Raw genomic sequence first — 24,035 nt, 5'->3', positions numbered from 1 at the left:
CTCTCTCCGAATGAAAGGGGATAGTTTTATTGACAGGGAAGTTTTGCACTTTGAAGAGAGATGCTCTAACATAGGAAGGACTATAGCAAAAAAGGGGGGGAGTCGGATGAGTAGAAAAGTGTGGATACTGGCTTTCACAACTATTCTTCTCTGGGGTTCCACGTTCGCCGCTATCCGGGCATCTTTACTCGGAGGTTACACGCCGGGACACCTTATTCTTGTCCGTTACAGTGTGGCCTCTTTTGCTTTTGTGCTCGTGGCTATGCTTCCCGGCAAAAAAATAAGGATGCCGGACAGGAAGGATATCCCTCTGCTTGCGCTGCTTGGTTTTATTGGTATAAGCGTGTATCATGCCGGTATCACTTTCGGTGAGATGACGGTATCCGCAGGCGCGGTCGGTATGATGATCGGAGCGGCACCGATTGTGACTGCAATCATAGCCGTACTTTTTCTTAAAGAGAAACTGGGAGGTATAGGCTGGACGGGAATGGGAATCGGTTTTGCGGGAATTATACTCATTACTCTCGGTACTGCGGAAGGCTTTTCTATATCTGTCGGAGCCGTTTATGTTCTTATATCCGTCATAGCCACTTCTGTGTTCTTTGCAGGACAAAAGCCGTTTTTGCGTAAGTATAAACCGGTCGAACTTGTAGCTTATTTCAGCTGGGCGGGTACTATTCCTTTCCTGATATTTTCTCCGGGAGTAGTGGATACGGTGACACAAGCAACGACAGAGGCGAACGCTTCTGCCGTTTATGCAGGAATTTTTCCTGCCGCGATTGCTTACGTCACATGGTCTACAGCCTTATCCCTTGGGGACGCCAGTAAAGTGACAAGTATGATGTATCTGGAACCCGCGGTGGCTGTAATTACAGCCTGGATATGGCTCGGGGAATGGCCGAGCGGTCTGTCACTCATAGGAGGGGCAGTGGCACTTGCCGGAGTTATCGTCGTTCAGGTACTTGGAGGCAGGAAAAAAAGGAAATTGTCACGAGCAGCATAGAGAAAGCCGGCCTTCCATTTTTCAGGAAGCGCCGTCTCTCTTTTTTATTTACTCATCCATAAGCAGAATACGGGCAGGGGAGGCATCTGTACCTTCGATCTTTAAAGGAGCGGCCATCATGAAATAGCTCCCTTCAGAAATTTCTTTTAATCGAAGACCTTCAATGATAATAATGCGATGAGTGAACAGTGTCCGGTGGGTAGGATGGTCCGGCTGACTGCGTTCAATGCCGAGACCGTCGACTCCTACACCTTTGATACCTTTTTCTGCCAGCAATTCCGCTGCTTCACCGGTAACGTAGGTGAAATCAAAATCAAAGTCGTTCCCTTCATGGTAGGAATTTTTCGTTTTGAAGAGTATAAAATCCCCTTTATTTATATCAAGCGGTTCAACGTCCGATTTATCTATGCTGTCCCCACAGTCTGAGAGGTCGAAAACTTTAACTGTTCCTACCAGATCCTCTACAGCTATCGTCTCCATCGTTTCCCCGTCGTTGATCATATGGAGCGGGGAATCGACGTGGGTTCCCGTGTGCAGATCCATATCTATCCGTGATTCCGTAACGTGACCGTTCGTGCTGGTCGTAATTTGCGGCTGTTTTTCTTCTTTATCTTTGTAGACTTTCATCCCTTCCCGGATGGTCATAGAGACGTCGTATATAGCCAAATTCCTCACTCCTCTTCGTTATTCACCGGCCACCAGTGGAAGCCGTCATTTTTAAGAAGGTTATCCGCTTCTTCCGGTCCCATTGAACCGGCGGCATAATTAGGGAAGTCCGGTTCTTCTTTGGACCACCTGTTTAAAATCCGGTCCACGAATTTCCAGGAAAGGGAAACTTCGTCCCAGTGCGAGAAGTTCGTAGTGTCCCCGATCATACAGTCGTGAAGTAATTTCTCATAAGCTTCGGGGGTGTTTACACTGTTGACGGCTTCGTGTGTGTAAGACAGTTTTATAGGTTCCGAATAGGAGCTAACCCCCGGTTTTTTCGCATTCAGATACAGGGTCACCCCTTCGTTCGGCTGGATATTGATCACCAGCAGATTCGGAGATTTTTCGCTTTGTTCTTCCTGATAAAGATTCAAAGGAATGTCTTCAAATTCCACGACTATTTTCGTGCACTTCTCCGCGAGGCGTTTGCCCGTTCTTATATAGAAAGGGACACCTGCCCACCTGTAATTATCGATCATGATTTTACCGGCGACGTACGTTTCAGTATCGGAATTCTGCAATTCTTCCGCTTCCTCCTGATAGCCGCGAAGTTTCCTTCCATGCATTTTGCCAGGACCATACTGCCCACGTACAAAATAGTCATCGATATTCTTCTCATCGATAGTACGCAGGGCGCGTAAAATTTTGATTTTTTCCGAGCGTATCTCTTCAGGGTTCAGATTGATCGGAGGCTCCATCGCCAGTAGAGTAACCATCTGAAGCATATGGTTCTGGACCATATCTCTCGTAGCTCCGGACAAGTCATAATAATTCGCCCGATCTTCCACACCAAGCGATTCACTGGATGTGATCTGTACGTTTGCGATAAACCGATTATTCCACAAATGTTCGAAAATGCCGTTGGCGAAGCGGATCACTTCTATATTTTTGACCATTTCTTTTCCGAGATAGTGATCGATCCGATATATCTGGTTCTCGTCAAAAGCCGAAGTGATCTGGTCGTTCAGCTGTTTTGCCGATTCGAAATCGTGACCGAACGGTTTTTCGATAACGAGACGTGACCAGCCCGTTTCACTTTTCAGGTTATGTTTTTTCAGGTTATTTGCAATCGTGCCGAAGAACTGCGGGGCCATCGCAAGATAAAAGATGCGATTACCTTCCGTACGATACTCGGACTCCAGATTATTAAGCAGTGTGCCGAGATTTTCATAGGAAGACGAATCCGATACATCAAACGGATGGTAGTAAAAATGGGACACGAAGGCTTCCGCTTCTTTCCCGGAAACATCGTCTCCAAGAGAATTTCGTACGTTCGTGTGGAACAGCTCGTTGCTCCAGGAACGGCGTCCGATTCCAACTACAGCGAAGTCTTCACCAATTTTTCCATTCTGATACAGGCGGTAAATAGAAGGGAAAAGTTTCCTTTTGGCCAGGTCCCCGGTAGCTCCGAAGATTACGATAAGTGCTTTAGGTTTTTCTTGATTTTCCATATGCAGTCCCCACTCTTCTTAAGGTTGAGTTGATATGACTAATTGTATAAGGAAACATCTTTAATATCAAATGGAGGAGCCCGGGACGGTGTGGACGCAGCGGGAAAAGGGAGGAATAATTTCCAGACCCCCTCTTCTGCGGACGATGAAACGAATGTTGTGATTGCGGGCATAGGACCGCAGTTAGGAGATGAAAGCCTGATGTATAAAGTTACTTTCACAGAGAACGGAGTCAGAAAAGAACTTACATCTTCTGGACGGACGGATACGAAGAGATTCAGCACGTACGCGGAAGCGGAAATCGTGGTTTCAAGACTGGAGAAGCATTCGACTTATAATAAAGAATGGTCTATTGAAGAAATTAAGGAAGAACGGGCGATAACCGACTGAAAAAACTGAAAAAACTTAAAAAATCGGACTCCTTTTGCGATAATAGCAGAAGGAGTTTTTTATTGAGAAATGAACGGGAGCATAGGTGAAAGATCAAAAGGGTATATTGATTATAACCCCGCAACGAAATGATAAACAGACAGACACAGGAGGTGTAACAATGGACAGGAAAGAGAAAATATTGGCGGACCTCGAGAAGCTGGACGAAAACGAAAGGGAGGAAGTCCTTAAAATGATCCGGGAAAAATATATGCAGCCGGAGACATGGTGGGATAAAGGCGGGGGTGAAACGTACGAGGAATGGTAATATATCCGGGAAAGGGAGAGTGGGAATATGAATCAGTACATGGACAGAGCGGTTGAACTGGCTAGAAAAAATGTAGAGGAAGGAGGGCAGCCCTTCGGAGCCGTTATAGAAAGAAACGGGGAAGTGCTTGGTGAAGGAGTGAATGAGCTTCATCTCCAGAACGATGCCAGCGGACATGCCGAAATGATCGCTGTCAGAAAGGTCGAGGAGAAACTTGGCAGAGTCGATCTGTCTGACTGTACGATGTATGCAAGCGGGGAGCCGTGCCCTATGTGTTACGCTATGATGAGGTATGCCGGTATACAGGATATCTATTTTGCGGAATCAAAAGAAGAAGCGCAAAAGACAGGACTTTCCAAAGGCGGCGAAATAAATGAAGAACTACAGAAGCCGGAAGAGATGAGGAAGGTCAGAATGAAACATTTACCTCTGGAGAAAGAAGGAGCGATGGCTCTTTTCCGTAGAAAAAACGGATGATCTGAAGAACTGCGCGTTTTGAGGACGGATTTCACCAGCACCCCGGGGGTGTTTGGTATTCTTATGATCTGCGGCTGGCCGGGAGAAGATAAGCGAGGTTCGTGTAACCACCGGCCCGGCCTTTCGAAGAATGACCATAATTGTGATTATCCAAATTGAGAGGGGGGACCGAATTGGAAATACCTCGGGACTTTAAACAGGAGATGAAGGAACGGATACAGTACTACATATATCAAGAGCACGGAGAAGAAATCGGGGAGCTCGCTGCAGAGAACTGGCTACATTTCTTTGCCGAAGAACTGGCGGTTCCATTCTATAACCAGGGAGTAGCGGATGCATCCGAGATGATGAACCAGAAGATTATGTCGATTGAAGAAGATCTGGAAGCCCTGAAACGTCCGATTAAGGGAAAACAGTAAGAGCTTCCGATTGATTTGCGAAGCGGAGAATAAAAGAGACTGTATTGGAGAAGAAGGTGTAATAGTGAAAGAAATTCATGAATCGAAGGCTGTAACGTCAATGGTTCTCGGGCTGATTTCTCTCCCTGTGCCGCTTATAGGCTGGCTGCTCGGAATTTTTGCTGTCGCATACGCACGGCCGGCGCTGAAATCCATTTCTTATGATAATCCGAAGCGGTGGTATGCCGTAACGGGAATGGTTTGTGGCATCCTCGGGATAGTCATGGATGTAAGTATTGTGCTGATCGCACTCATCATCTTCTTTTTTTTATGACGTGAAAAAAGCAGGGGGGAAGGAACATGGAAGAAATCACATTTCGCGACGAGTTTTACTTTCCGGAAGGAAAAATTTACATGGACGGGAACTCGCTTGGACTTATGTCCGTGCGGGCCGAAAAAGCGGTGAAAGAAATAATGGACAGCTGGAAAAAGTATGGGATTGACGGTTGGACGGAAGGGGAGAACCCGTGGTTCACGCTCTCGGAAAGACTGGGGAATCGCATGGCACCACTCGTCGGAGCCTTTCCTGAAGAAGTGACGGTGACGGGATCGACGACGTCCAATCTTCATCAGCTGACAGCTACATTCTACCGTCCGGAGAGAGGACGAACGAAAATACTTGCGGATGCTCTTGCTTTTCCGACGGACATTTATGCACTTCAAAGTCAGCTTTTGCTGAAAGGGTATGATGAGTCGCACCTCGTTCTGGCAGAGAGTACGGACGGGCATACGATCGATGAGGATACCATTATTCAGGCGATGACCGGAGATATCTCGCTCGTTATTCTGCCGAGTGTGTTATACCGCAGCGGTCAGGTGCTGGACATGGAAAAGCTGACCGCTGCTGCTCACGAGCGCGGAATTACAATCGGTTTTGATTTAAGCCATTCCATTGGTGCGCTTCCTCACAGACTTTCGGAGTGGGGAGTGGACTTCGCTTTCTGGTGCAACTATAAATATGTTAATGCAGGACCGGGAAGTGTCGGCGGTTTATATATTAACAGGGAACATTTTTCAGAAACTCCAGGCCTTACGGGATGGTTCGGTTCTGATAAAAACAGTCAGTTCGATATGGAGCATACGTATGTCAAAGCGGCAGACAGCGGAGCATATCAGCTCGGTACTCCGCATGTTTTAAGTGCGGCTCCGCTGCTCGGCTCCCTCGAAATGTTCGAAGAGGCGGGAATGGAAGCTCTCCGTGGCAGATCACTGAAATTGACCGGGTATCTGATGGAACAGATCGACTCCCGGCTGTCATCCTGGGATTTTGTCATCGCTAATCCGAGAGAAGAAAGCAGGAGGGGAGGTCATGTGTATCTTGAACATCCCGAAGCTGCAAGAATTACGAAAGCTCTTAAAGCAGAAGGTGTTATACCGGACTTCAGAAATCCGAACGGAATCCGTCTAGCCCCGACAGCCCTTTATAATACATTTGAAGACTGCTTTCAGACAGTGACTAAATTGAAAGAGATCATGGAAAAAGAGAAGTACAAAGCGTTCAAAAACGAACGCGATATTATCGCTTAGGAGGTGTCGACATGGGATGGATTGATATCTCACGACCATTGAACGACCGTATTTCCACCTGGCCGGAGGATACTCCGTATTCGTATCGCCGGACGGCGACTAAAAAGGAGAGGGGCTCCGTAAACATCGGAGAGATCACGATGAGTGTTCATACGGGTACGCACATTGATGCCCCCTTTCACTTCGACAATGAAGGGAAGCGGGTGAATGAGCTGGATATTAATGTTTATATCGGCAGAACGAAAGTCGTGGACTGCCGGGGCTTCGAAGCGATAGGTGCAGCAGCTTTTGAAGGTATAGATCTCGAGAATGTTGAACGGGTATTGATAAAGACGGATGCCTTTCCTGATTCCAGGATTTTTCCGGAGGAGATTCCTTATCTGAAGCCGGAAGTGGCTGAGTTCTTTAAAGAAAAAAACATTCGTCTCGTCGGGGTCGATGTTCCATCTGTCGATCCAATGGACAGTGAAACGCTCGACGCTCACCATGCTCTGTTTTCAAGCGGAGTGCATATTCTGGAGAACGCCGATCTTCGGGAGGTGGAATCTGGACTATATGATTTAAGCGCTCTTCCCCTGGCACTTGAGGAAGCGGACGGCAGCCCTGTACGGGCAGTTTTGAAATCTGTCTATGATTGAGAGGGGAATTTTCGTTTACACTTTCCAGGCATTCCCCGGGAAATGTAAGCTTTCTTACATAAGGGGCTTTCAAAGTATTCGTTCCACCGGGGATAGGGTAAAATGGAGGTAATGTGGAAAGGGTGAGAAGATGAGAATAGGGATCATTGCCATAATGATCATCCTGTCCGGGTGTTCCGGTGTTACGGATACGGAGGAGAAAGGTAGCACCATAGCGAATCGGAATTTTGAAGAAATCAAAGATGCGGCCGAAGGTACGGAGGTAAGACTGTTCATGTGGGGTGGCGATGACGGCATCAATACGTACATCGATGAATGGGTCGCCCCACGTCTTCAGGAGAAGTTCGGTATCAGTCTTACGAGAACACCGATGGCCACCGAAGATATTTTACAGAAACTGAGAACGGAACGTGAGGCTGGAAAGAAAGAAGGGACGGTGGATCTTCTGTGGCTGAACGGCGAGAATTTTCGTAATGCCAAAAACAATGAGCTGCTTTACGGAGCATTTACGGAAAAACTGCCCAATTTCAATGAATACTATGACCGGGACGAATATTCCCACGACTTCGGAACAGCTACAGAAGGGATGGAGGCCCCTTGGGGGAGAGTCCAATTCGCTCTGCAGTACGATAGTGCGAAAGTGGATGAACCGCCGAGAACCTATAAAGAGTTGAGCGAATGGGTGAAAGAAAATCCGGGAGAATTTACATACCCTCACCCTTCCGAATTCACCGGCAACGCATTTTTGAGGCAGATGATGCTTTCAGGGACCGAGAACCCCGAAGCTTTAGCGGAAGATTCTTTCAGCCCGAACGCTGCAGAGACAGCCGCAGATGGAATGTGGAAAAAGTTGAGAGAATGGGAGCCTGCTCTGTACAGGAAGGGAGAATATTACCCTGCCTCGTTAAGTGAGCTGGATCGTTTGTATAGCGAAGGGAAAGTATCTATGACGTTAGGGTACAACGAAGCGAGAAGTGAACATCTCATAAATGATGGAGTCTTCCCCGAATCCACCGATACCTACGTGATGGACTCCGGATCGCTTGGCAACACACACTTCCTCTCTATTCCTTATAACAGTACAAATGTGCCGGGAGCTGTAACGGCTATCAATTTCCTCCTCTCCCCGGAGGCGCAGCTGCAGAAAATGAAGCCTTCTTCATGGGGAGATAATACAACCATCGATACGGATAAGCTTCCCGAAGAGACGAAACAGCGATTTGAAGAACTCGACCGGGGGGAAACAGTGCCGGGTGCAGAGAAACTGGAGGAAACGTATCTGCCTGAACTGGATACGGAATATGTCGAATGGATTACGGAGACGTGGGAAGATGAAGTTGTCCGCTAGAATAAAACCGTGGTTGCTGCTGACCCCTGCTCTTCTGTTTCTGCTCCTTCCATTGTACGGACTATGGTCTGCCTTCCGGTTGAGTGTTTATCCGGATGGGAAGCTGACCGGTCAAGTTTATGTCCGTCTGTTTTCACACTCCGATTTTCTTCTCTCTTTTTTTTACAGTTTATGGATAGCGGCAGCTTCGACCTTCCTCTCTCTGCTTATCGGATGGTTCTTCACGAGAGCATTCGTTCCGATGCTTGAACGTACCGGAGGCAGACTGACGGTATGGCTGCCGATGGTTTTCCCTCATTTTGTGTGGGCCTACCTGGTTCTTCTTCTTTTTCAGGAAGGGGGTCTCGTCAGCGGTTTACTGCCCGGGAACCGGGCATACGCCAATGACCCGGAAGGTGTCGGAATTATTCTTACGTATATGGGAAAGGAAATTCCGTTCGTCATTTTGATGCTGTTGCCTGTTTACCTGACCAGAAATCGTTTGTATGACGATTTAACGGAAACACTCGGCGGATGCTGGATTTCTAAAATACGCGATGCAGAGCTTCCGTTTGTCACTCCGGTTCTTATTGAAACGGGAATCATCATTTTTGCTTTCACGTTCAGTGCTTATGAAGTCCCCGCGCTTGTGGGAGCTACTTTCCCGGAGATGCTTTCTATTCTTACCTTCGACTGGTTCTACTCTGGCGACTGGAGTGAGCGGCCGCTCGCTTTTGCAGCGATGGTATTTTTGACGACAGTAATAGGGTTGATCTCCTTACTATTGTTTCATTTCATAAACAAAATGCGCCGAAATATTACTGAGGGACTGTGAAAGTATGAAGAAAATCTTATTCTGGGTCATCGCTATGTTATTTATAATTTCCCCTGTAGGGATTTTGGTTCTCCAGAGTTTTACATCACCCGGAAGCTGGACGGAATTTTCCCTGTATGGCTGGAGAGGGCTGTTTGAAACAACAAGGCTCCTGGAAGCTACAGGCACTTCTCTGACAATCGGCTTTTTCGTGACGGTAATTAATATTGCTGTAGGAATGAGCGCCGGTAAGGCACTGGCGTTATATACATTTCACGGAAAAACGGCGGTGGACACCTTGTTCGTGATGCCTCTGCTCGTACCGATCCTTGCCATCACTTTCGGGGTTCACATCGCTATGATACGGATCGGGCTGGCTGACACAGGCCTCGGAGTAATTCTCATTCACCTGGTTCCGACGGTCCCCTATAGCATCAGGATTTTCCGGAATGGCTATGTGAGTCTCGGAAGAAGGATGCAGGAACAGGCGGAAACACTCGGTGCATCTGCCGGAAGAACATTCTTCGATATTGAACTACCGCTCCTAAAACCCTCCGTGCAGAGCGTAATATTTCTCACCTTTGTCATCAGTCTGAGTCAGTATGTTATTACTTCGATTATCGGGGGCGGTACTGTGGTAACTCTTGCGATGGTTTATTTTCCTTTTCTGGATTCTGCCGATACTACGCTGATTGCGGCATTTTCTATCTGGTTCGCCGTCCTCCCCCTTCTTTTTTATATAACTGCAGGCGCAGTTTTTCGATTGTTACCGTACCGTAGAAAATCCGGGAGGAGGGAACTGTTTTGAATAAAATGATAGAAGTACGTGATGCAACGAAACATTTCGGTGTCGGAGAAGTTCTGAAAGACGTTTCGTTTTCAGTGAACGAAGGAGAGATATTCAGTGTCGTAGGACCTTCCGGAGGAGGGAAGACCACTCTACTCCGCTGTCTCGCGGGTCTGGAAACTTTTTCTGCCGGAGAGATGTCCATTGACGGAGACGATATGACTCATAAGAAAGCGAACGAACGGCCGGTCAGTCTCGTTTTTCAGGAGCCTCTTCTTTTTCCTCATATGACAATAAGGGAAAACGTAGGTTACGGACTTAAATTTCTGGATATAAGCAAAAAAGAAAAAAGTAAGCGCATCGATGATTTTCTTAGTATCGTGGGACTTCCCGAATATGAAAATAGATATCCACGTGAGCTCTCCGGAGGTCAGAAGCAGCGGGTCGCCCTGGCCAGAGGTCTTATTCTATCTCCTAAACTGCTACTTCTTGACGAACCGTTTTCGAGTCTCGATCGGAAATTGCGGGAAGAAATGAGGCGATGGGTGAGAAGGTTATTGAAAGAAAAAAACATTACAGCCGTATTTGTCACACACGACCAGGACGAAGCGATGCAGGTAGGGGACGTCATCGGGGTTTTTCGGGAGGGGACGTTCGAACAGATCGGCTCTCCCGAAAAAGTGTATGAAAACCCACAAACTTCTGAAGTAGCCAGATTCTTCGGTGATGCATGGGTCATTGACGAAATGAGATTCATCCCGAAGCGGAACCTCAGCATTGAGCGCATAGAAATAGAGGAGAAAGTTCAGTGGAGAGGGGTCATCGAAGGTGCACGCTTTGTAAAAGGGTACCGTTTCATGGAAGTTCTCCTCGATGATGAGGAGGAACATATTATGCTTCCTGCTCCTGAGGATTTCCATACAGGAGAGAACGTATATGTAAGTACAGACGCCTCAAATATCCGTACGTTCCAGCAGAACCGGGAGAAAAGATGAAGCGGAAATTACGCACGGCCGTTGTGGTGTTGCTTTTCGTCTGTTTATTTTTGTGGGTGAACAGTCGCTGGCAAATAGGGCCTTCGGAGATTAAGGAATTCGTTATTTCTTTTGGGTGGGCTGCTCCTTTTTTGTTCATTCTTCTTTATATTTTGACTCCCTTCGTTTTCTTTCCCGCTTCCATACTCTCGCTCAGTGCAGGGATCACTTACGGGGTATGGCCGGGTGTGCTGTTTATCTGGTTGGGGGCAACGGGAGCAGCTGCTGCCGGGTATCTTGTCGGGAAGGTCCTTGGTGAGAGACTGGCCAGTCTCAGACATATTGAATTGACGGCACGTCTTCAGATTATCGTCAGAAAACAGGGGTTTTTATTCGTGCTTGTTCTGAGACTTGTACCTTTGATAGGGTTCGGAATGCTGAGTTATCTGTCGGGGTGGTTCAACATTCGTTTTCGTTCTTATTTGAGTGCGACAATGATAGGAATCATCCCGGGGACGTTTATGTATGTTACAGTCGGCGCGAGTCTTCTGAGCGGGGATCCTGTGCTGCTGGGTATGGTGGCAGGCAGTGCTCTCATTTTGATGATCGTTATATATTTTTTAAGAAACAAAGTACGGCGCTGGGCAGGTTTGCCCGACGGGAAAGAGAGGGACGAAGATGCTTGATACTCACGCAAGGAAGTACGCAGAACCTTTCATTGAGCATTCAGCCGACTGGTTCCTGAGAAAAGGAAGAACGGCTGATCAAATAACCGTCCTTGCCTTCCTTACAGGTATAGGTGCTGCTGTCTGGTACATAGCCGGTGCCCCGTGGGCAGCAGTGTTGTTTTTATGGCTTTCGGGTTTTCTGGATGCAGTCGATGGCACAATGGCACGGCGGACATCGACTTCCCCTTTTGGAACGGTGCTGGATGTAACATTCGACCGTATTGTTGAAATAGGAATCATTCTGGCTATCGCTTATGTGCACCCGGAAGTGCTGTGGCCGCTCCTGCTTCTCAGTGTCTCCATCATTTTTTCCATGACGGTGTTTCTCACAGTCGGGACTGTGTCGGAAAAGCAGGGGATGAAGTCGTTTTATTATCAGGCAGGGGTAGCGGAGCGAACGGAAGGATTCGTGTTGTTCAGCCTTATGATTCTTCTGCCGCAGTGGCTTTTATTTATTACACTTCTCTACTTTGCAGTGGAGACCTTTACTGGAATGCAGCGTCTCTTCGAAGCAAAAAGAATATTGCGGTAGCAGAAAAATTTAAAGGAAGGAGGGGATATCTATGTATGACATTATAATTATCGGTGGTGGCGCAGGCGGTCTTACTGTGGCCTCAGGAGCAGCCTCTCTTGGTGCAAAAACGGCTCTTATCGAGAAAAGAGAATCACTCGGCGGTGACTGTCTGCACTATGGCTGTGTGCCCTCCAAAGCTCTGATAGAAGCGGCGAACGAAATTCATATAGCACGTAATAGTTCCTATGCGGGTATTGATGCTTCGGGAGAGGTGGATCTTGGAAAAATAATGGAGAGAGTGAATCGCTCTGTGGAGACGATTCAGGAATCGGACAGCAAAGAACGGTTCGAGACGATGGGGGTGGATGTTTACAAAGGAGCACCCGAATTCCTCGGAGACAGGAAATTAAAAGTGGAGGGTGATATCCTGGAAGCGAAAAAAATCGTTATTGCTACAGGTTCTTCAGTCAACAAACCTCCTATAGAAGGCCTGGACGCCGCAGATTACTGGACGAATGAAACAGTATTCCAGCAGACCGAACTACCTCGTTCTCTGACTTTCATAGGTGCCGGTCCCGTCGGTCTTGAAATCGCTCAGGCTTTTGCACGTCTCGGTTGTGACATTACTGTGCTGGAAGGTGGAAACACCATTTTGAAAAAGGAGGATCCTTCCATAAGAGATAAAGCTATGGAGATTCTTTCCCGGGAAATAACGTTTATTACGGAAGCGCGTGTAGAAAAGGTGAGCGACGGCGGAAAGAAAGTCTATTACACGAAAAACGGAAAAGAACAGTCACTGGAGACAGATAAACTCTTCCTCGCTGCAGGCAGAAAGCCGAATACGGAAGGGATGAATTTGACGGAGACCGGAGTGGTTCTCGACGATAAGGGGTTTGTTCACGTGGATGACACGATGAGGACCGCGAACCCCCACGTGTTTGCTATCGGTGATGTAACCGGCCATATGCCTTTTACACACGTAGCCGGCGAACATGGAAAGCTGGTGGTGCAGAATGCTCTTTATTCTTTGAAAAGGAAAATGTCTTACGAAACGATTCCCTGGAATACGTACACGACCCCGGAAATTTTCCATCTGGGTAAAACCAGGGAAGAAGTGGAGGAAGCATATGTATACGAAACCCGTCTCAATGAAGTGGACCGGTTTGTAGCGGAGCATGCGACCGAAGGGTTCGTAAAAATTATAACTGATCGGAAGGGGGAAATTATCGGAGCCCACGCCATCGGTAAGGGAGCCGGAGACTGGATGCAGCCGGTCGTCGCCGTCATGAACAGAGGGGGACACATCAAAGAGCTCTCCGACATGGTTTACCCGTATCCGAACCACCCGGCCGCTCTGGAGGCCGTCTCTGGTCAATACTGGAGACTAAAGTTATTTTCGGGCATAGCCCCCGTACTCTCCCGCAGGTATCTGAAGTGGTTCCTATGAAGAAGCTGCTGCTTATCGGAGGAGGCCACGCCCACGTATATATTCTAAAGGCACTTCAAAAAGAGAACCCCGGTTTCGAGGTGACGATGATTTCCCCTTCCGAGCATCAATACTACTCGGGAATGTTTTCCGGTTATACGGAAGGGATCTATCCAGCTTCAGAAATCACAATCAACCTCGAGGAATTATCTATCAAAGCCGGTGCTTCCTTTATAAAAGGAAAGGTAGCAGAGGTGGATCCTGTGAAAAAGGAAGTCGTCCTCGACGAGTGCGGCTATCCATTTGACCTCATTTCTTTCGATGTCGGTTCCCGGGTAAAACAGATACCGGAACCTACAGAAAAAGTGTATTCGGTAAAACCGAACTACGTGTTTACTGAAAATATTGATGAACTGAAGGGTTCTCCTGCACCTGTAGTGGTCGGGGGAGGCGCAGCAGGGGTGGAGCTCGCACTCTCCATGCTCGCATGGAGAAAAAATCATCAGCCACATCAGCGGGTCACACTTATCGACTCCGGAAATCTGCTGGAGGAATTCGGTTCGAAAACGTCCCGGCGGACAGAAAAGCTGGCCCGGAGAAAAGGGCTTTCCATCATTACGGGGGAGCGTGTGGAAGGAATAGAAAGAGAGTTTCTCCGGACGGACAGCGGACGTCACGTCCATCATTCGGGTGTGCTGTGGCTTTCAGGGGCAGAAGCACCTCCTTTGTTTGAACAATCGAATTTGAAGGTGGACGCGAAAGGATTTCTCTTCGTGGATAAATATTTAAAAAACCCCGAATACCCTTACATTTACGGAGCCGGGGACTGCGTTACTATAGAAGAGGAAGAAGTTCCGAAAAACGGGGTGTTTGCGATAAAAGAAGCTCCTGTATTGTGGGAGAACCTCAAGCGTCATGCCGGAAACGAAGAACTTCTTTCTTTTCGACCGCCGAAAAAGTACATGGCAATCCTGTCTACTGGAAATCGTCAGGGTCTGCTGACCTATGGCAATGTGATGATACACGGGAAGTGGTGCTTTACACTGAAACATTTCATTGATTCCCGATTTATGAAAAAATACAACATGTAAAAACTCTGCTCCACTTATAACCAAAGTGGAGCAGAGTTTTTTAGTCAGGTCTGATTTTCCCGACTTAGTATTGTATATTTTCTATGGTTGATACAAGTAAGGTGAGAATCCACATCTCTGTCAGGTAGTTCCTCCATGATACTGAGGTCGACGACGACAGAATTTGTACATCCGGAAGGGATTACTTTACCCTTCCAGGTTTCATTGCCCCGTTCAAATGCGACAATATCCCCTGGAACGGCTTTATCTATTTCTTCTATTGGTAAATCCTGTTTCTGCACAAATGTCCCCCTGCCTTCCTACATATGATTACAGTCAGTATACCACGGATTTTGGAATATTAAACGTCAGCGGGTGCCATAAAAGGCGAGGGCAAGCCTGTTTTCAATGAGAGACCAGGCTTCTTCGGCCTTTTGTTCCGGACCGAGATGCGTAAAAGCATGATAGCAATCTTCGAACTCATGCAGATTTACCATAACCCCGGCCTGAGATAAATTGGTGGCGTATCTTTTTCCTTCAGGGTTGAAAGCATCATATTCAGGAATAAGAATAAGCGCCGGAGGGAGGCCTTCAAGATTACGGGCGTACACGGGTGAAGCGAGAGGGTTTCCCATTTCTCCGGGATCCGGAATGTAGGATTCGTTCAGAAAATGAGCAGCCTGCGGAAATTTGGCGCGGTTCTTGTCCGGTTCCGGTTTATCCGCATGGGACGTGACGAAATCGAGCATCGGATAGGCGAGCATCTGCAGCACCGGTTGTTCCTCTTCCTTTTCTTTCAGATAGAGGCATAGAGCTGCTGCGAGGTTACCGCCCGAACTCTGTCCTCCTACCGCAAATCGATCGGCATCCAGAAACAAGGAAGGGGCATATCTCTTTAGCCAGTGCCAGATCTCATAAATTTGTTCGAGTGGTAATGGAAAAGGGTGTTCCGGAGCTTTCGGATAGTTGATGTTCACGACAGCACAGTGGGAATGGTTGGCTATATGCCGGCAATAGGCGTCATCCATGTCTTTGTCGCTCATGATGAATGCACCGCCGTGCAGGTTTATGTACACGGGAAGCGGGTCGTATTCGTGTATGGCCGGATAGTAGATAGAAATCTCCGAGGCTGTTATTTCAGTATCGATGAGAAAATCTTTACGATCACCGACTTCTTCGTAGGGTACCATCGTCTGTTTTCTTTCTTTGTTCGGAAAAAGTCGCATAGTCTTAGCTACGGCTTTCTTCATCATCTTCATCCCGCCTTTTTTGTCTGTATTCTTTTTACCTTACCCTGATTTCTTCAGTCGTAAGCATATATACACCAATTTAAGGGAAGGAGAAAGATAGATTGCATTGAGACAGGAGGGTGTTTATGTTTTGGATGATTGCAGCAATGCTCACGACAGCGGGACTGTTCAGACACCGGGTCTCTTTTCCTGAACGTCAGAAACAGGGGGAGAAGAATTTCACTGTCATAATCCCTGCCCGGGATGAGGAACATAACCTTAAGAGATTATTACCTACTCTGCCGGACCAGGGAGAAGTGATAGTGGTTGATGACGGGTCGACTGATAATACGTCAACGATAGCCGAACAGTCGGGTGCGAAGGTTATCCGCGCTCCTGAACTCCCGGAAGGCTGGATGGGTAAATCATGGGCCTGTCACAATGGTGCAAAGGAAGCTTCAGGTGACATGCTGGTCTTTCTTGATGCTGATACGTGGCTGGAAAAGGGGGGGATGGAAAAAATCACAGGATTTGTGGAAGAGAAGCAGGCGCTGCTTACCGTCCACCCCTATCATGTGATGGAGTCCTTCCCTGAGAAACTATCGGCCGTTTTTCATTCCGTAGTATACGCTTCTACAGGAATCACGAAGATCGGTCGCAGAAAGACAGGAGTACAGGGCGGGTTCGGCCCCTGCCTGGCGCTCCCGACTGCCATGTATCATCAGGTGGGAGGACATAGGACAATAAAAGGAGAGGTTACCGAGCATCTAGCTTTCTCACGCAGAGCTAAGACGCTGGGAGCCCCGGTTTACGCTTATAGCGGAAAAGGGGTTCTGTCGATGCGTATGTATCAGGCAGATATGAAAGAAGTAGCAGCCGGATGGTCCAAAAGCTTCGCTTCAGGAGCTGCTTCCGCTTCTTTACGGATGACAGTGTGGAACGCTGCGTGGATTTCTTCTGTCGTTTCTTTCCTTACAAGAATGAAAAAAACAGGACGTTCTTCTGTAATCGGTTATTCCTTTGTGACAGGATGGATGTACCGTTTTTGGAGGGATATTGGGAACTTCCGTTTTTGGGATGCTCTGATTTTTCCGATTCATTTCCTGTTTTTCATCAGTCTGTTTGTCTACTCGGTCATACGCACGTTTTTCCTTCGCAGTTCCACCTGGAAAGGAAGAGTAATAAATTGAAGCAGAAATAGATGTTAAAACTTTTTAAGTTACTCTTCGTATCTATATCTTAAAGTGGGAAAGAGGGAGTTCATATGACAAATAAAGACGGCCCTGTTGAGAAGATGAGAAAGTTCATTCGTGCTTCCGGCCGTTTCTTCACCGAGCTCGTGTTGTGGGTTCCAGAGCTGATTCTCGTCTTTATCCGGGGGATGGTACTAACAGGGAAATGGCTGATTCAAGGGGTCCGGTACTTATTGGAAGCATTATAAAAAGGTGCGTCTCGAACCGGGAAATGAAGGAGGGAAAAAATTATGGAAGGAAAGAAGTTTTATATGTGGATTGGAGTGATCGCCTACATATCCTGGCCACTCTATTTTCTGATGGATCAGTCAGGGCACTATAATCGTGCAGATGTTGTTGAAGCTATGGGTCTTGCGACGTCTATGCTTCTGGTCTATGCAGTGACATTATTCGTATACTTCAGGAAAACGTAGCTTTATTTAACAGGCAGTGGGAAGGAACTGACTATTCCTTGGCACTGCCTGTTTTTTTGTTTGAACAGTGATCGGGACAGAAGAAATAAAGGAAATCGGGAAGAAAAATGTCGGCTTCCGTGATAAAATGAAGGACAGATAGATATGTTGGGAATACTATAGACGACAGAAGCCGGAAAGTGCTTCTGCCGGCTCCTCTGTACTATGCAAGTACGGAAAAAGACTCTCATGGAAAGAAGGAAATATATACGTGAGTAAAAAAGAGAAAAAGCATTTATCATTCCGTCTGAACATTATATTTCTAGTTGTCTTTATACTGTTTGCCGTTCTCATCCTGCAGCTCGGTGTTATACAGATTCTCAGTGGGGAGTCGGCACAGGATCAGATCGATCGCACGGAAAACGTAACCACCAATACCCCGGTGCCACGAGGGGAGATGTACGACAGAAACGGGGAAATTGTAGTCGAGAACGATTCCAAATATTCGATTACATATACTCCGCCAAAAGGGGTTCAGGGAGAGGACAAACTGAAACTGGCAAAAAAATTAAGCGAATATATCGAGCTTGATACTAAAGGAATTCGTCTCAGAGATAAAAAAGAATATTTTTTCCTGAAAAATCCGGACGTGGTTAAAGAGCGGATAGAGGACAAGGATATGGAAAATCTCGACTCGGGTGAGGTATATCAGGCTCAGCTGGCAGCCGTCACGGAAGAGGATGTGGATGGTTATAAGGGGGAAACCCTGCAGGTGATAGCCATCAATAAAGAACTGAATAAAGCGTATGCCCTCGCACCACATGTCGTGAAAGATGAAAACATATCAGAAAAAGAATACTCCCGGGTGGCAGAGCATCTCCCGTCACTCCCGGGTATCAACGTGGCTTCGGACTGGGAACGCCGTTACCCGAACGGGGAAGTGTTCAAAAGCTACCTTGGAAACATTTCCACCCGTGAACAGGGTGTCCCCCGCGAAAAACTGGAAAAATTCCTCGCTCTCGGGTACAGCCGTAATGACCGCGTAGGTACAAGCGGACTTGAACAGCAGTATGAAGAAGTACTGCGGGGAGTGAAAGAAAAAGTAAGACATACGACGGACCGGAATAATAATGTCGTAGATACCGAAGTGATCCGCGAAGGAAAGAGCGGGAAAGATCTTGTGCTTTCTATCGATATTGAATACCAGAAGCGTGTAAATGAAATCGTGAAAGAAGAGCTTGCGAAAGCTGTACCAGGTAATTCTTATCTGGAAAATGCCGTAGCTGTAGTATCGAAACCGGACACAGGGGAGATTTTAGCGGTTTCGGGCCAGTCCGTTAATAAAAACCCTTCCGGAGACGAAGAGAAATTCACGGATTCTTCCCATCAGGGCGTCTATAATGCTTATCTTCCCGGTTCAGTAGTGAAGGGAGCCACAGTGCTCACAGGTCTCGAAGAAGGCGTCATCGATCCGGGCACGACGATCCGGGACCGGCCGCTCGAATTCCCTGATTCCGAAGATATGGGCTCGTACTCAAAACTCGGTAACGTGAATGATCTTGAGGCTCTGCAGCGTTCATCCAACGTCTATATGTATAACATCGCTATGCGCCTTGGAGACTATTACTATAAGCCGAACCAGCCGTTAAGGATGGATGAGGAGAAAGCGAATCGGCTGATCCGATACAATTTCCATCAGTTCGGACTCGGTGTTCCTACCGGCATAGATTTTCCTTATGAAGCGACGGGTCTTGAAGGCAGCGATCCTACAGGGTCGGATGTAATGCGTTCAGCGATCGGACAGTACAGCAGTTATACTGCGATGCAGTTGAATCAGTATGTCTCTACAATAGCTAACGGAGGATACCGCATGCAGCCGCGTTTCGTCACTTCCATCCACGAACCGGCAAGCTCCGGTAAAGAACTCGGGGATATCTACAAAGATTTCTCGCCAAATGTAAAAAACAGTCTCCACATGGATGAGGAGTACATTGAAAGAGTCCAGAAAGGGTTCAAAATGGTTACGCAGACTCCCGGAGGTACCGCTTCGAGCGTTTTTAACAACGACCGTTACAGACAGTATGACATCTCCGGTAAGACGGGTACTGCGGAGACAGACAAATACCTGGAAAATTCCTCCGGGGACGGCACCCGCCGGGTGGAACTTACGAACAAAGCCTTCGTAGGGTACGCTCCCTCCGAGAATCCGGAGATCGCTTTTTCGGTCATCGTACCTAACCTTGATTCCGGGGCAGATGTATCCCCGAACTATCACATCGGTGCCCGCGTGGCCGAAGCTTATTTTCAGCTCAAGGAGGAACGGGCCGAGAAGAAAGAAAAGAAGGAGAAAGAACAGAAAAATGAGTCCAATGATAATATTGAGAACGAATGAACTATCTCAGGCAACTGTGTCGACACGAAAAAAAAACCGGACCTCCAGTCCGGTTTTTTATTTTTAGCGGTGAGCAGAAAGAATTACGTTCCGTTCTACTCGTATCTTTTTTTCCTTCCTTTCAGAGAAGCCGGATCAGATTGAAGGTAAGGAAAGAGTCGAAAAAATTCCCCGCTCAAACTATGCGGGGAGTTCTTATATCTTTCTCCTTCTTATGAGTAACCAGCCTATGCTTATTGCTGCAGAAACGATGGAAAGGATAATCAGCAGATTGAAGTAAGGGGGACGGTAAGTGAATTCAACCACCTTATCTCCCGGTTTAACAGCAGTTCCGATCATGGCGTAATTAGCCTGGACAGTCTCTCTTTTCTCTCCGTTCACTTTTACGGACCATCCATCCTCATAAGGGACGGGAACGGCAAGGTAACCTTTTTTATCGACGTCCAAAGAGTCTATAGTGATACGATTATCGTTTATTTCAACGTTTCCGGGGCTGTTATTCCCGGCGGCTTCTTCAAGTTCCTGATAATCTTCAGCGTATACTCCTATATCTTTAAGCGTATATTCTCCTTTGCGCATGCGGATCGATATTTCTTTTTCTTTCGGCACACGGATGGTAATATCATTTACGCCCGTTTTATAGATGGAATCCTCCGATTTGCGCGATGTACGGAAGTCGTTCACGTAAAGGGCAAACCACGGAGCTTCTTCATTGTTGTTAAGAAGATAAAAGGAAACGTAAATGTCTTCTGCATCGGAATTCATGAGAGAATCCGGTAGTGTTAAATGGATACCGCCTTCTTCTTCCTGAACGTCGAGGGTGTCATTCTTATAAGTGGCCCCGGAGGCGGTGATTTCCGTACTCTCGATATAATTGTTACGGACAGGAGGGGAGGAGGCAGTGCTGTCTGCTCCCTCTATTACCATGCCATCGATCATCGCTGCTTCACGCGCAAGAGGGTGACTTTCCTCGAGATCCTCTTCACTGTAAATAGTACCGGAGGTCTGTACGAATGGAAGGCTGTTCGTGTTTTTGTAAATAATGTAGTTGTCGCTCTCGGAAGCAGACTTGAATCCATAAGGAACGTTTTTTACACTATCTTTTTCGTACATAAAATAGTCACCCTGCCACAGACTGTGCAGGTTCGCCCGGTCCCCGAAGCCGGCATAGCGGCTCACGCTTTCTTTTTTCATATCAATTTCCAAATCATGATAATAGTAATTCAGTAAATTCCCGTTCAAAATGCTTGAATATGCACTCGTCCCGTAAAAATCCTGGATAAGCGGTGTGTTGTACCTGCCGTCTGCCATCCAGCTTATTCGGGAGAAACCGGCGTCTTTCATCGTCCGTTCAATCAATTCCCGCTGTTCTTTCCCTCTGTAGTCTTCGCTCGTAATATAATCTTTTGAGCTCTTGTACACTTCTCCGCCTGTGTATAGTTTGTCCCATTGATACATATTCATGGAAAGAAGCTGAAATGTAATCGTACCGATAATGAGAAAAAAGAACCCTTTTTTTCCATATCGGGTCGTTGCGAGAGCTGCAAGTACAGTAAACCCTGCCCACGTCAGGAAAAGAAGCGCCCATTCATCCGACCAGGCAAGCCCGTGATCCGTTAGGAGGAAGAGCACGTATAATACAACTGTAAATGCTCCACCTGTAAGAAGTTTCTTACCTTTGATGTGCCGTAGTTCGGGTAGGCCGCTGGCTATCGCCCCGCCGATTGCAAATGCGGCCAGATATTCATAGCGGTGCTGCGGAGCAGAGAGGCCGTTGAAGAAGCTGGCTGCATACGGAATGTAGTGAAGGACAATTATAATGAGACCCAATACCGCAAAGAACCGGAAATTTTTATTTTTATAAAGGGGCCTTAATACGAGCATTAGAACAAATAACGCAGGCACCATTAAATACAGGCTGTCATACAGAATGTTCGTAGTACTCTCAATCAGCGGTATTTCATCGGTATAGGGAGGACGCACGTTCTGAAGAAAACTCCTCACTGCCGGAACGAAACCTGCAGCGCCTATGCAGAATCCGAGTAACACAGCTATTATGTAGACTTTGATCTGGCTGAATTTCGGCATCTCCTTTTTACGAAGAGGAAGCAGCCATCTGAGAAGAATGTAAATGACTGTAAAGAACCCGTTGATATAAGCGAAATAGAAATTGTCGAAAAAGGAGACAGCTGTCGCAGCGATCAGCCAGCCGGGCCGGTTTTCCCTGATGACTTTCTCGGCCCCCAGTATAAGCAGAGGGAGCCAGAGGAAAGCATCGCCGAAAAACTCCCAGTATGTGACGTGCTGAAAATACTTCGCGGCAGTGGCAAAAAAAACAGCTCCCACGAAGGAAGGAACCAGTTTGCTCGTGAAGTAACGAAATACAAAAGTGGTGGATATTATAACGAAGCTCATTCTGATTACACTTAAAAAGACCGCACTCTGAGCCCAGAACAAAACATCCGGTTCACCGATGACGGAAAATGTTTCCAACAGGAATACAACAGCCACGGTTAAATAGAAGAAAAGATTCACGCTGAAATAATAAGCGAGCTGGCTGTATACATCTCCTCCCAGACCGAATTGATAGGAATAGAAGAAATCCCCGCCGGTGAACTGTTCGTAAAGCATCTGTTTAAAAGGGACCATCTGTGACAGGCCGTCATTCGGTCCTACCATGTAGTGGCCTTCGCTCCACTGATATAAAAAGAATCCGTGAGCCAGTGCTGAAATGACAAGACTGAAGGTTACTAACGTGATCAGCTGTTTTTTTGTCATGCTTACCTTTGACCTACCTTTTTAAAATTTTCCCGGTTATTACGAATGTGATCGGCACTGTAAAGAACACAGCAGCCAGAGGTGCGATGTTTCCATTCCAACCGAACAGGTCGACAAATACGAAAACAAGAAGTGAAGAGACCGACATGTTAACGAACTGAGTGAAAGGAAACAGTAAAAACTTTGAAATGGTCGGCTTTACTCCATATGTAAAATACACATTCAAGAAGAACGAAATTACCATACTGATGAAAAAAGCGAGTATGTGGGAGATTAAATAATAAAACTCCAGTACGTTATAGAATAGCAGATAAAATATATAGTAGTTTGCTGTGTTCAGACCGCCCACGAGAACGAAGCGGGTGAATTCATTATTCCATTTCTTCATAGGTCTCCCTTTCTGTGTTACTTTCCTTGATCAGGTAATGGGGGCGTCTCTTCGTTTCCATATAAATTCTTCCGACATATTCCCCAATAACCCCGAGACTTATTAATTGTACTCCCCCGAGAAACAGGATGGAAGAGATAGTGGTGAAGTACCCGGGTACTTCCACCCCCCGTGAAAGGATGAGTCCGAACATGATCAGAATATAAACAAGGCTCAGACCCATGATGAAAAACCCTGCGTAAAACACGAGACGGAGAGGCCGCTGGTTAAAGGACAGCACTCCCTCTATACCGTATTCAAACAGGTCAACGAGGGACCAGGTGGAATTCCCTTCATCGCGCTGTACGTTATCGAATTTCACTACCTTTTTATCAAAACCGATCCAGGAAAACAACCCCTTGGAAAAACGGTTCCCTTCACTGAGGGCGAGAATGGCATCGACTGCCTGTCTGCCAAGCAGACGAAAATCTCCTTCGCCGTCGACCAGGTCCACCTGGGCCAGTTTATTGACCAGTTTATAGTAAAGGGAACTGAGAGAAGAACGTACTTTGGATTCTTTTACCCTGTTCCGCCTGGCGACGACCTGTTGAAAGCCTTCCTCAAATCCTTCCAGAAGTTCGGGGATAAGGGAAGGGGGGTGCTGAAGGTCGGCATCCATAATAATGACCGATCCTCCTTTGGCATGCTGAAGACCGGCAATAAGAGCAGGCTCTTTACCGAAGTTACGGCTGAAAGAAAGATATTTCACCTCCGGACACTCCGATGCGAGCGAACGCACTCTCGCAAGTGTATCATCTTTACTGCCGTCATCGACGAATATTATCTCAAAATCATACCGAAGAGAACTAAATTCTTTTTTTAGTTCTTTGTGAATCCTGTTTATATTGTTTCCTTCGTTAAAAGCAGGAATGATAATTGAAACCGTTAATTCTTCCATGGTTACCCTCCGTCTGATGGCCTGATGCTATCCAGCTTCCCTGTCCCGGGAACTGTGAAACCCTGTT

General features: G+C 47.0%; 27 protein-coding genes. 20 read left to right on the top strand and 7 right to left on the bottom strand.

Features of this window, described 5'->3' with window-relative positions:
• Positions 1-106 precede the first annotated feature (106 nt).
• On the top strand, positions 107-1,003 hold the full coding sequence (locus BLU03_RS02290; RefSeq protein WP_076569302.1) for a DMT family transporter: 897 nt from the start codon (positions 107-109) through the stop codon (positions 1,001-1,003).
• Positions 1,004-1,051: 48 nt separating this feature from the next.
• On the opposite strand, the gene BLU03_RS02285 is transcribed toward BLU03_RS02290, so the two are convergent.
• Complete coding sequence (locus tag BLU03_RS02285; RefSeq protein WP_093105274.1) at positions 1,052-1,669, bottom strand: cyclase family protein; 618 nt, start codon at positions 1,667-1,669, stop codon at positions 1,052-1,054.
• A gap of 5 nt (positions 1,670-1,674) precedes the next feature.
• Positions 1,675-3,162, bottom strand: coding sequence for a glucose-6-phosphate dehydrogenase (zwf, locus tag BLU03_RS02280; protein ID WP_076569307.1), 1,488 nt, complete (start codon positions 3,160-3,162; stop codon positions 1,675-1,677).
• Between the two features lie 90 nt (positions 3,163-3,252).
• On the opposite strand from zwf, the gene BLU03_RS02275 reads away from it, so the two are divergent.
• From BLU03_RS02275 to BLU03_RS02210, 15 genes are all read left to right on the top strand, one after another.
• Positions 3,253-3,552, top strand: coding sequence for a hypothetical protein (locus BLU03_RS02275; protein ID WP_008589883.1), 300 nt, complete (start codon positions 3,253-3,255; stop codon positions 3,550-3,552).
• 160 nt (positions 3,553-3,712) lie between these two features.
• Positions 3,713-3,859, top strand: a complete 147-nt coding sequence (locus tag BLU03_RS13570; RefSeq protein WP_156330875.1) for a hypothetical protein — start codon at positions 3,713-3,715, stop codon at positions 3,857-3,859.
• A gap of 27 nt (positions 3,860-3,886) precedes the next feature.
• Positions 3,887-4,336: a nucleoside deaminase gene (locus BLU03_RS02270; protein WP_008589881.1), complete on the top strand. Its 450-nt coding sequence runs from the start codon at positions 3,887-3,889 to the stop codon at positions 4,334-4,336.
• A 173-nt stretch (positions 4,337-4,509) separates the two neighbouring features.
• A complete protein-coding gene (locus BLU03_RS02265) occupies positions 4,510-4,755 on the top strand; it encodes a DUF2164 domain-containing protein (protein ID WP_008589879.1) in 246 nt (81 codons plus the stop codon).
• Positions 4,756-4,819: 64 nt separating this feature from the next.
• Positions 4,820-5,068 carry a hypothetical protein gene (locus BLU03_RS02260; RefSeq protein ID WP_040609337.1) on the top strand — a complete coding sequence of 83 codons (249 nt, stop codon included), beginning with the start codon at positions 4,820-4,822 and terminating at the stop codon, positions 5,066-5,068.
• Positions 5,069-5,094: 26 nt separating this feature from the next.
• Complete coding sequence (gene kynU / locus BLU03_RS02255; protein WP_093105271.1) at positions 5,095-6,321, top strand: kynureninase; 1,227 nt, start codon at positions 5,095-5,097, stop codon at positions 6,319-6,321.
• An 11-nt stretch (positions 6,322-6,332) separates the two neighbouring features.
• Entirely contained in the window at positions 6,333-6,959 is a 627-nt protein-coding gene (gene kynB, locus BLU03_RS02250) for an arylformamidase (RefSeq protein WP_093105269.1), read from the top strand.
• 130 nt (positions 6,960-7,089) lie between these two features.
• Positions 7,090-8,307: an ABC transporter substrate-binding protein gene (locus tag BLU03_RS02245; RefSeq protein WP_093105264.1), complete on the top strand. Its 1,218-nt coding sequence runs from the start codon at positions 7,090-7,092 to the stop codon at positions 8,305-8,307.
• Positions 8,291-9,121: a hypothetical protein gene (locus BLU03_RS02240; RefSeq protein ID WP_076569319.1), complete on the top strand. Its 831-nt coding sequence runs from the start codon at positions 8,291-8,293 to the stop codon at positions 9,119-9,121. The genes BLU03_RS02245 and BLU03_RS02240 overlap by 17 nt, the downstream gene beginning before the upstream one ends.
• Positions 9,122-9,125: 4 nt before the next feature.
• Positions 9,126-9,908: an ABC transporter permease gene (locus BLU03_RS02235; protein ID WP_093105261.1), complete on the top strand. Its 783-nt coding sequence runs from the start codon at positions 9,126-9,128 to the stop codon at positions 9,906-9,908.
• A 5-nt stretch (positions 9,909-9,913) separates the two neighbouring features.
• Positions 9,914-10,882 (top strand): ABC transporter ATP-binding protein, encoded by a 969-nt coding sequence (locus BLU03_RS02230; protein WP_245698684.1) that lies wholly within the window; start codon positions 9,914-9,916, stop codon positions 10,880-10,882.
• Positions 10,879-11,547 (top strand): TVP38/TMEM64 family protein, encoded by a 669-nt coding sequence (locus BLU03_RS02225; RefSeq protein WP_093105255.1) that lies wholly within the window; start codon positions 10,879-10,881, stop codon positions 11,545-11,547. The genes BLU03_RS02230 and BLU03_RS02225 overlap by 4 nt, the downstream gene beginning before the upstream one ends.
• Positions 11,540-12,121 (top strand): CDP-alcohol phosphatidyltransferase family protein, encoded by a 582-nt coding sequence (locus BLU03_RS02220; protein WP_093105252.1) that lies wholly within the window; start codon positions 11,540-11,542, stop codon positions 12,119-12,121. The genes BLU03_RS02225 and BLU03_RS02220 overlap by 8 nt, the downstream gene beginning before the upstream one ends.
• A 31-nt stretch (positions 12,122-12,152) precedes the next feature.
• Positions 12,153-13,550 carry a dihydrolipoyl dehydrogenase family protein gene (locus BLU03_RS02215; RefSeq protein WP_093105249.1) on the top strand — a complete coding sequence of 466 codons (1,398 nt, stop codon included), beginning with the start codon at positions 12,153-12,155 and terminating at the stop codon, positions 13,548-13,550.
• Positions 13,547-14,620: an FAD-dependent oxidoreductase gene (locus BLU03_RS02210; RefSeq protein ID WP_093105246.1), complete on the top strand. Its 1,074-nt coding sequence runs from the start codon at positions 13,547-13,549 to the stop codon at positions 14,618-14,620. Before BLU03_RS02215 ends, BLU03_RS02210 begins: the two co-directional genes overlap by 4 nt.
• Positions 14,621-14,664: 44 nt before the next feature.
• On the opposite strand, the gene BLU03_RS02205 is transcribed toward BLU03_RS02210, so the two are convergent.
• Together BLU03_RS02205 and BLU03_RS02200 are read right to left on the bottom strand one after the other, a co-directional pair.
• Positions 14,665-14,901: a YkvS family protein gene (locus BLU03_RS02205; RefSeq protein ID WP_008589855.1), complete on the bottom strand. Its 237-nt coding sequence runs from the start codon at positions 14,899-14,901 to the stop codon at positions 14,665-14,667.
• Between the two features lie 66 nt (positions 14,902-14,967).
• Complete coding sequence (locus BLU03_RS02200) at positions 14,968-15,852, bottom strand: alpha/beta hydrolase (protein WP_076569330.1); 885 nt, start codon at positions 15,850-15,852, stop codon at positions 14,968-14,970.
• A gap of 122 nt (positions 15,853-15,974) precedes the next feature.
• Between BLU03_RS02200 and BLU03_RS02195 the strand changes: the two genes are divergently transcribed.
• The 4 genes from BLU03_RS02195 (at position 15,975) to BLU03_RS02185 (ending at position 19,865) form a co-directional block, all read left to right on the top strand.
• Entirely contained in the window at positions 15,975-17,018 is a 1,044-nt protein-coding gene (locus BLU03_RS02195; protein ID WP_076569332.1) for a glycosyltransferase, read from the top strand.
• Between the two features lie 74 nt (positions 17,019-17,092).
• A complete protein-coding gene (locus BLU03_RS13565) occupies positions 17,093-17,269 on the top strand; it encodes a hypothetical protein (protein ID WP_159435658.1) in 177 nt (58 codons plus the stop codon).
• 42 nt (positions 17,270-17,311) lie between these two features.
• Entirely contained in the window at positions 17,312-17,494 is a 183-nt protein-coding gene (locus tag BLU03_RS02190) for a hypothetical protein (protein ID WP_008589849.1), read from the top strand.
• A gap of 250 nt (positions 17,495-17,744) precedes the next feature.
• Positions 17,745-19,865 carry a peptidoglycan D,D-transpeptidase FtsI family protein gene (locus BLU03_RS02185; protein ID WP_093105243.1) on the top strand — a complete coding sequence of 707 codons (2,121 nt, stop codon included), beginning with the start codon at positions 17,745-17,747 and terminating at the stop codon, positions 19,863-19,865.
• Positions 19,866-20,060: 195 nt separating this feature from the next.
• Here BLU03_RS02185 and BLU03_RS02180 read toward each other — a convergent pair whose 3' ends face one another.
• Genes BLU03_RS02180 through BLU03_RS02170 form a run of 3 tightly spaced genes read right to left on the bottom strand, consistent with a single transcriptional unit; the run spans position 20,061 to position 23,968 of the window.
• A complete protein-coding gene (locus BLU03_RS02180) occupies positions 20,061-22,643 on the bottom strand; it encodes a YfhO family protein (protein ID WP_093105240.1) in 2,583 nt (860 codons plus the stop codon).
• A 13-nt stretch (positions 22,644-22,656) separates the two neighbouring features.
• On the bottom strand, positions 22,657-23,031 hold the full coding sequence (locus BLU03_RS02175) for a GtrA family protein (protein WP_008592438.1): 375 nt from the start codon (positions 23,029-23,031) through the stop codon (positions 22,657-22,659).
• Complete coding sequence (locus BLU03_RS02170; protein ID WP_093105237.1) at positions 23,015-23,968, bottom strand: glycosyltransferase family 2 protein; 954 nt, start codon at positions 23,966-23,968, stop codon at positions 23,015-23,017. The genes BLU03_RS02175 and BLU03_RS02170 overlap by 17 nt, the downstream gene beginning before the upstream one ends.
• Positions 23,969-24,035 lie beyond the last annotated feature (67 nt).

Source organism: Salimicrobium album, from assembly GCF_900107115.1.
In the GTDB taxonomy this organism is placed as follows: domain Bacteria; phylum Bacillota; class Bacilli; order Bacillales; family Halobacillaceae; genus Salimicrobium; species Salimicrobium album.
This window is presented reverse-complemented; position numbering and strand designations above follow the sequence as displayed.

What these genes read in the sequence shown, in the direction of transcription:
- BLU03_RS02290 (WP_076569302.1), top strand. Translation starts at nt 107, where the DNA reads ATGAGTAGAAAAGTGTGGATACTGGCTTTCACAACTATTCTTCTCTGG.
- zwf (WP_076569307.1), bottom strand. Translation starts at nt 3,162, where the DNA reads ATGGAAAATCAAGAAAAACCTAAAGCACTTATCGTAATCTTCGGAGCT.
- BLU03_RS13570 (WP_156330875.1), top strand. Translation starts at nt 3,713, where the DNA reads ATGGACAGGAAAGAGAAAATATTGGCGGACCTCGAGAAGCTGGACGAA.
- BLU03_RS02270 (WP_008589881.1), top strand. Translation starts at nt 3,887, where the DNA reads ATGAATCAGTACATGGACAGAGCGGTTGAACTGGCTAGAAAAAATGTA.
- kynU (WP_093105271.1), top strand. Translation starts at nt 5,095, where the DNA reads ATGGAAGAAATCACATTTCGCGACGAGTTTTACTTTCCGGAAGGAAAA.
- kynB (WP_093105269.1), top strand. Translation starts at nt 6,333, where the DNA reads ATGGGATGGATTGATATCTCACGACCATTGAACGACCGTATTTCCACC.
- BLU03_RS02245 (WP_093105264.1), top strand. Translation starts at nt 7,090, where the DNA reads ATGAGAATAGGGATCATTGCCATAATGATCATCCTGTCCGGGTGTTCC.
- BLU03_RS02240 (WP_076569319.1), top strand. Translation starts at nt 8,291, where the DNA reads ATGAAGTTGTCCGCTAGAATAAAACCGTGGTTGCTGCTGACCCCTGCT.
- BLU03_RS02235 (WP_093105261.1), top strand. Translation starts at nt 9,126, where the DNA reads ATGAAGAAAATCTTATTCTGGGTCATCGCTATGTTATTTATAATTTCC.
- BLU03_RS02230 (WP_245698684.1), top strand. Translation starts at nt 9,914, where the DNA reads ATGATAGAAGTACGTGATGCAACGAAACATTTCGGTGTCGGAGAAGTT.
- BLU03_RS02225 (WP_093105255.1), top strand. Translation starts at nt 10,879, where the DNA reads ATGAAGCGGAAATTACGCACGGCCGTTGTGGTGTTGCTTTTCGTCTGT.
- BLU03_RS02220 (WP_093105252.1), top strand. Translation starts at nt 11,540, where the DNA reads ATGCTTGATACTCACGCAAGGAAGTACGCAGAACCTTTCATTGAGCAT.
- BLU03_RS02215 (WP_093105249.1), top strand. Translation starts at nt 12,153, where the DNA reads ATGTATGACATTATAATTATCGGTGGTGGCGCAGGCGGTCTTACTGTG.
- BLU03_RS02210 (WP_093105246.1), top strand. Translation starts at nt 13,547, where the DNA reads ATGAAGAAGCTGCTGCTTATCGGAGGAGGCCACGCCCACGTATATATT.
- BLU03_RS02200 (WP_076569330.1), bottom strand. Translation starts at nt 15,852, where the DNA reads ATGATGAAGAAAGCCGTAGCTAAGACTATGCGACTTTTTCCGAACAAA.
- BLU03_RS02195 (WP_076569332.1), top strand. Translation starts at nt 15,975, where the DNA reads ATGTTTTGGATGATTGCAGCAATGCTCACGACAGCGGGACTGTTCAGA.
- BLU03_RS13565 (WP_159435658.1), top strand. Translation starts at nt 17,093, where the DNA reads ATGACAAATAAAGACGGCCCTGTTGAGAAGATGAGAAAGTTCATTCGT.
- BLU03_RS02190 (WP_008589849.1), top strand. Translation starts at nt 17,312, where the DNA reads ATGGAAGGAAAGAAGTTTTATATGTGGATTGGAGTGATCGCCTACATA.
- BLU03_RS02180 (WP_093105240.1), bottom strand. Translation starts at nt 22,643, where the DNA reads ATGACAAAAAAACAGCTGATCACGTTAGTAACCTTCAGTCTTGTCATT.
- BLU03_RS02175 (WP_008592438.1), bottom strand. Translation starts at nt 23,031, where the DNA reads ATGAAGAAATGGAATAATGAATTCACCCGCTTCGTTCTCGTGGGCGGT.
- BLU03_RS02170 (WP_093105237.1), bottom strand. Translation starts at nt 23,968, where the DNA reads ATGGAAGAATTAACGGTTTCAATTATCATTCCTGCTTTTAACGAAGGA.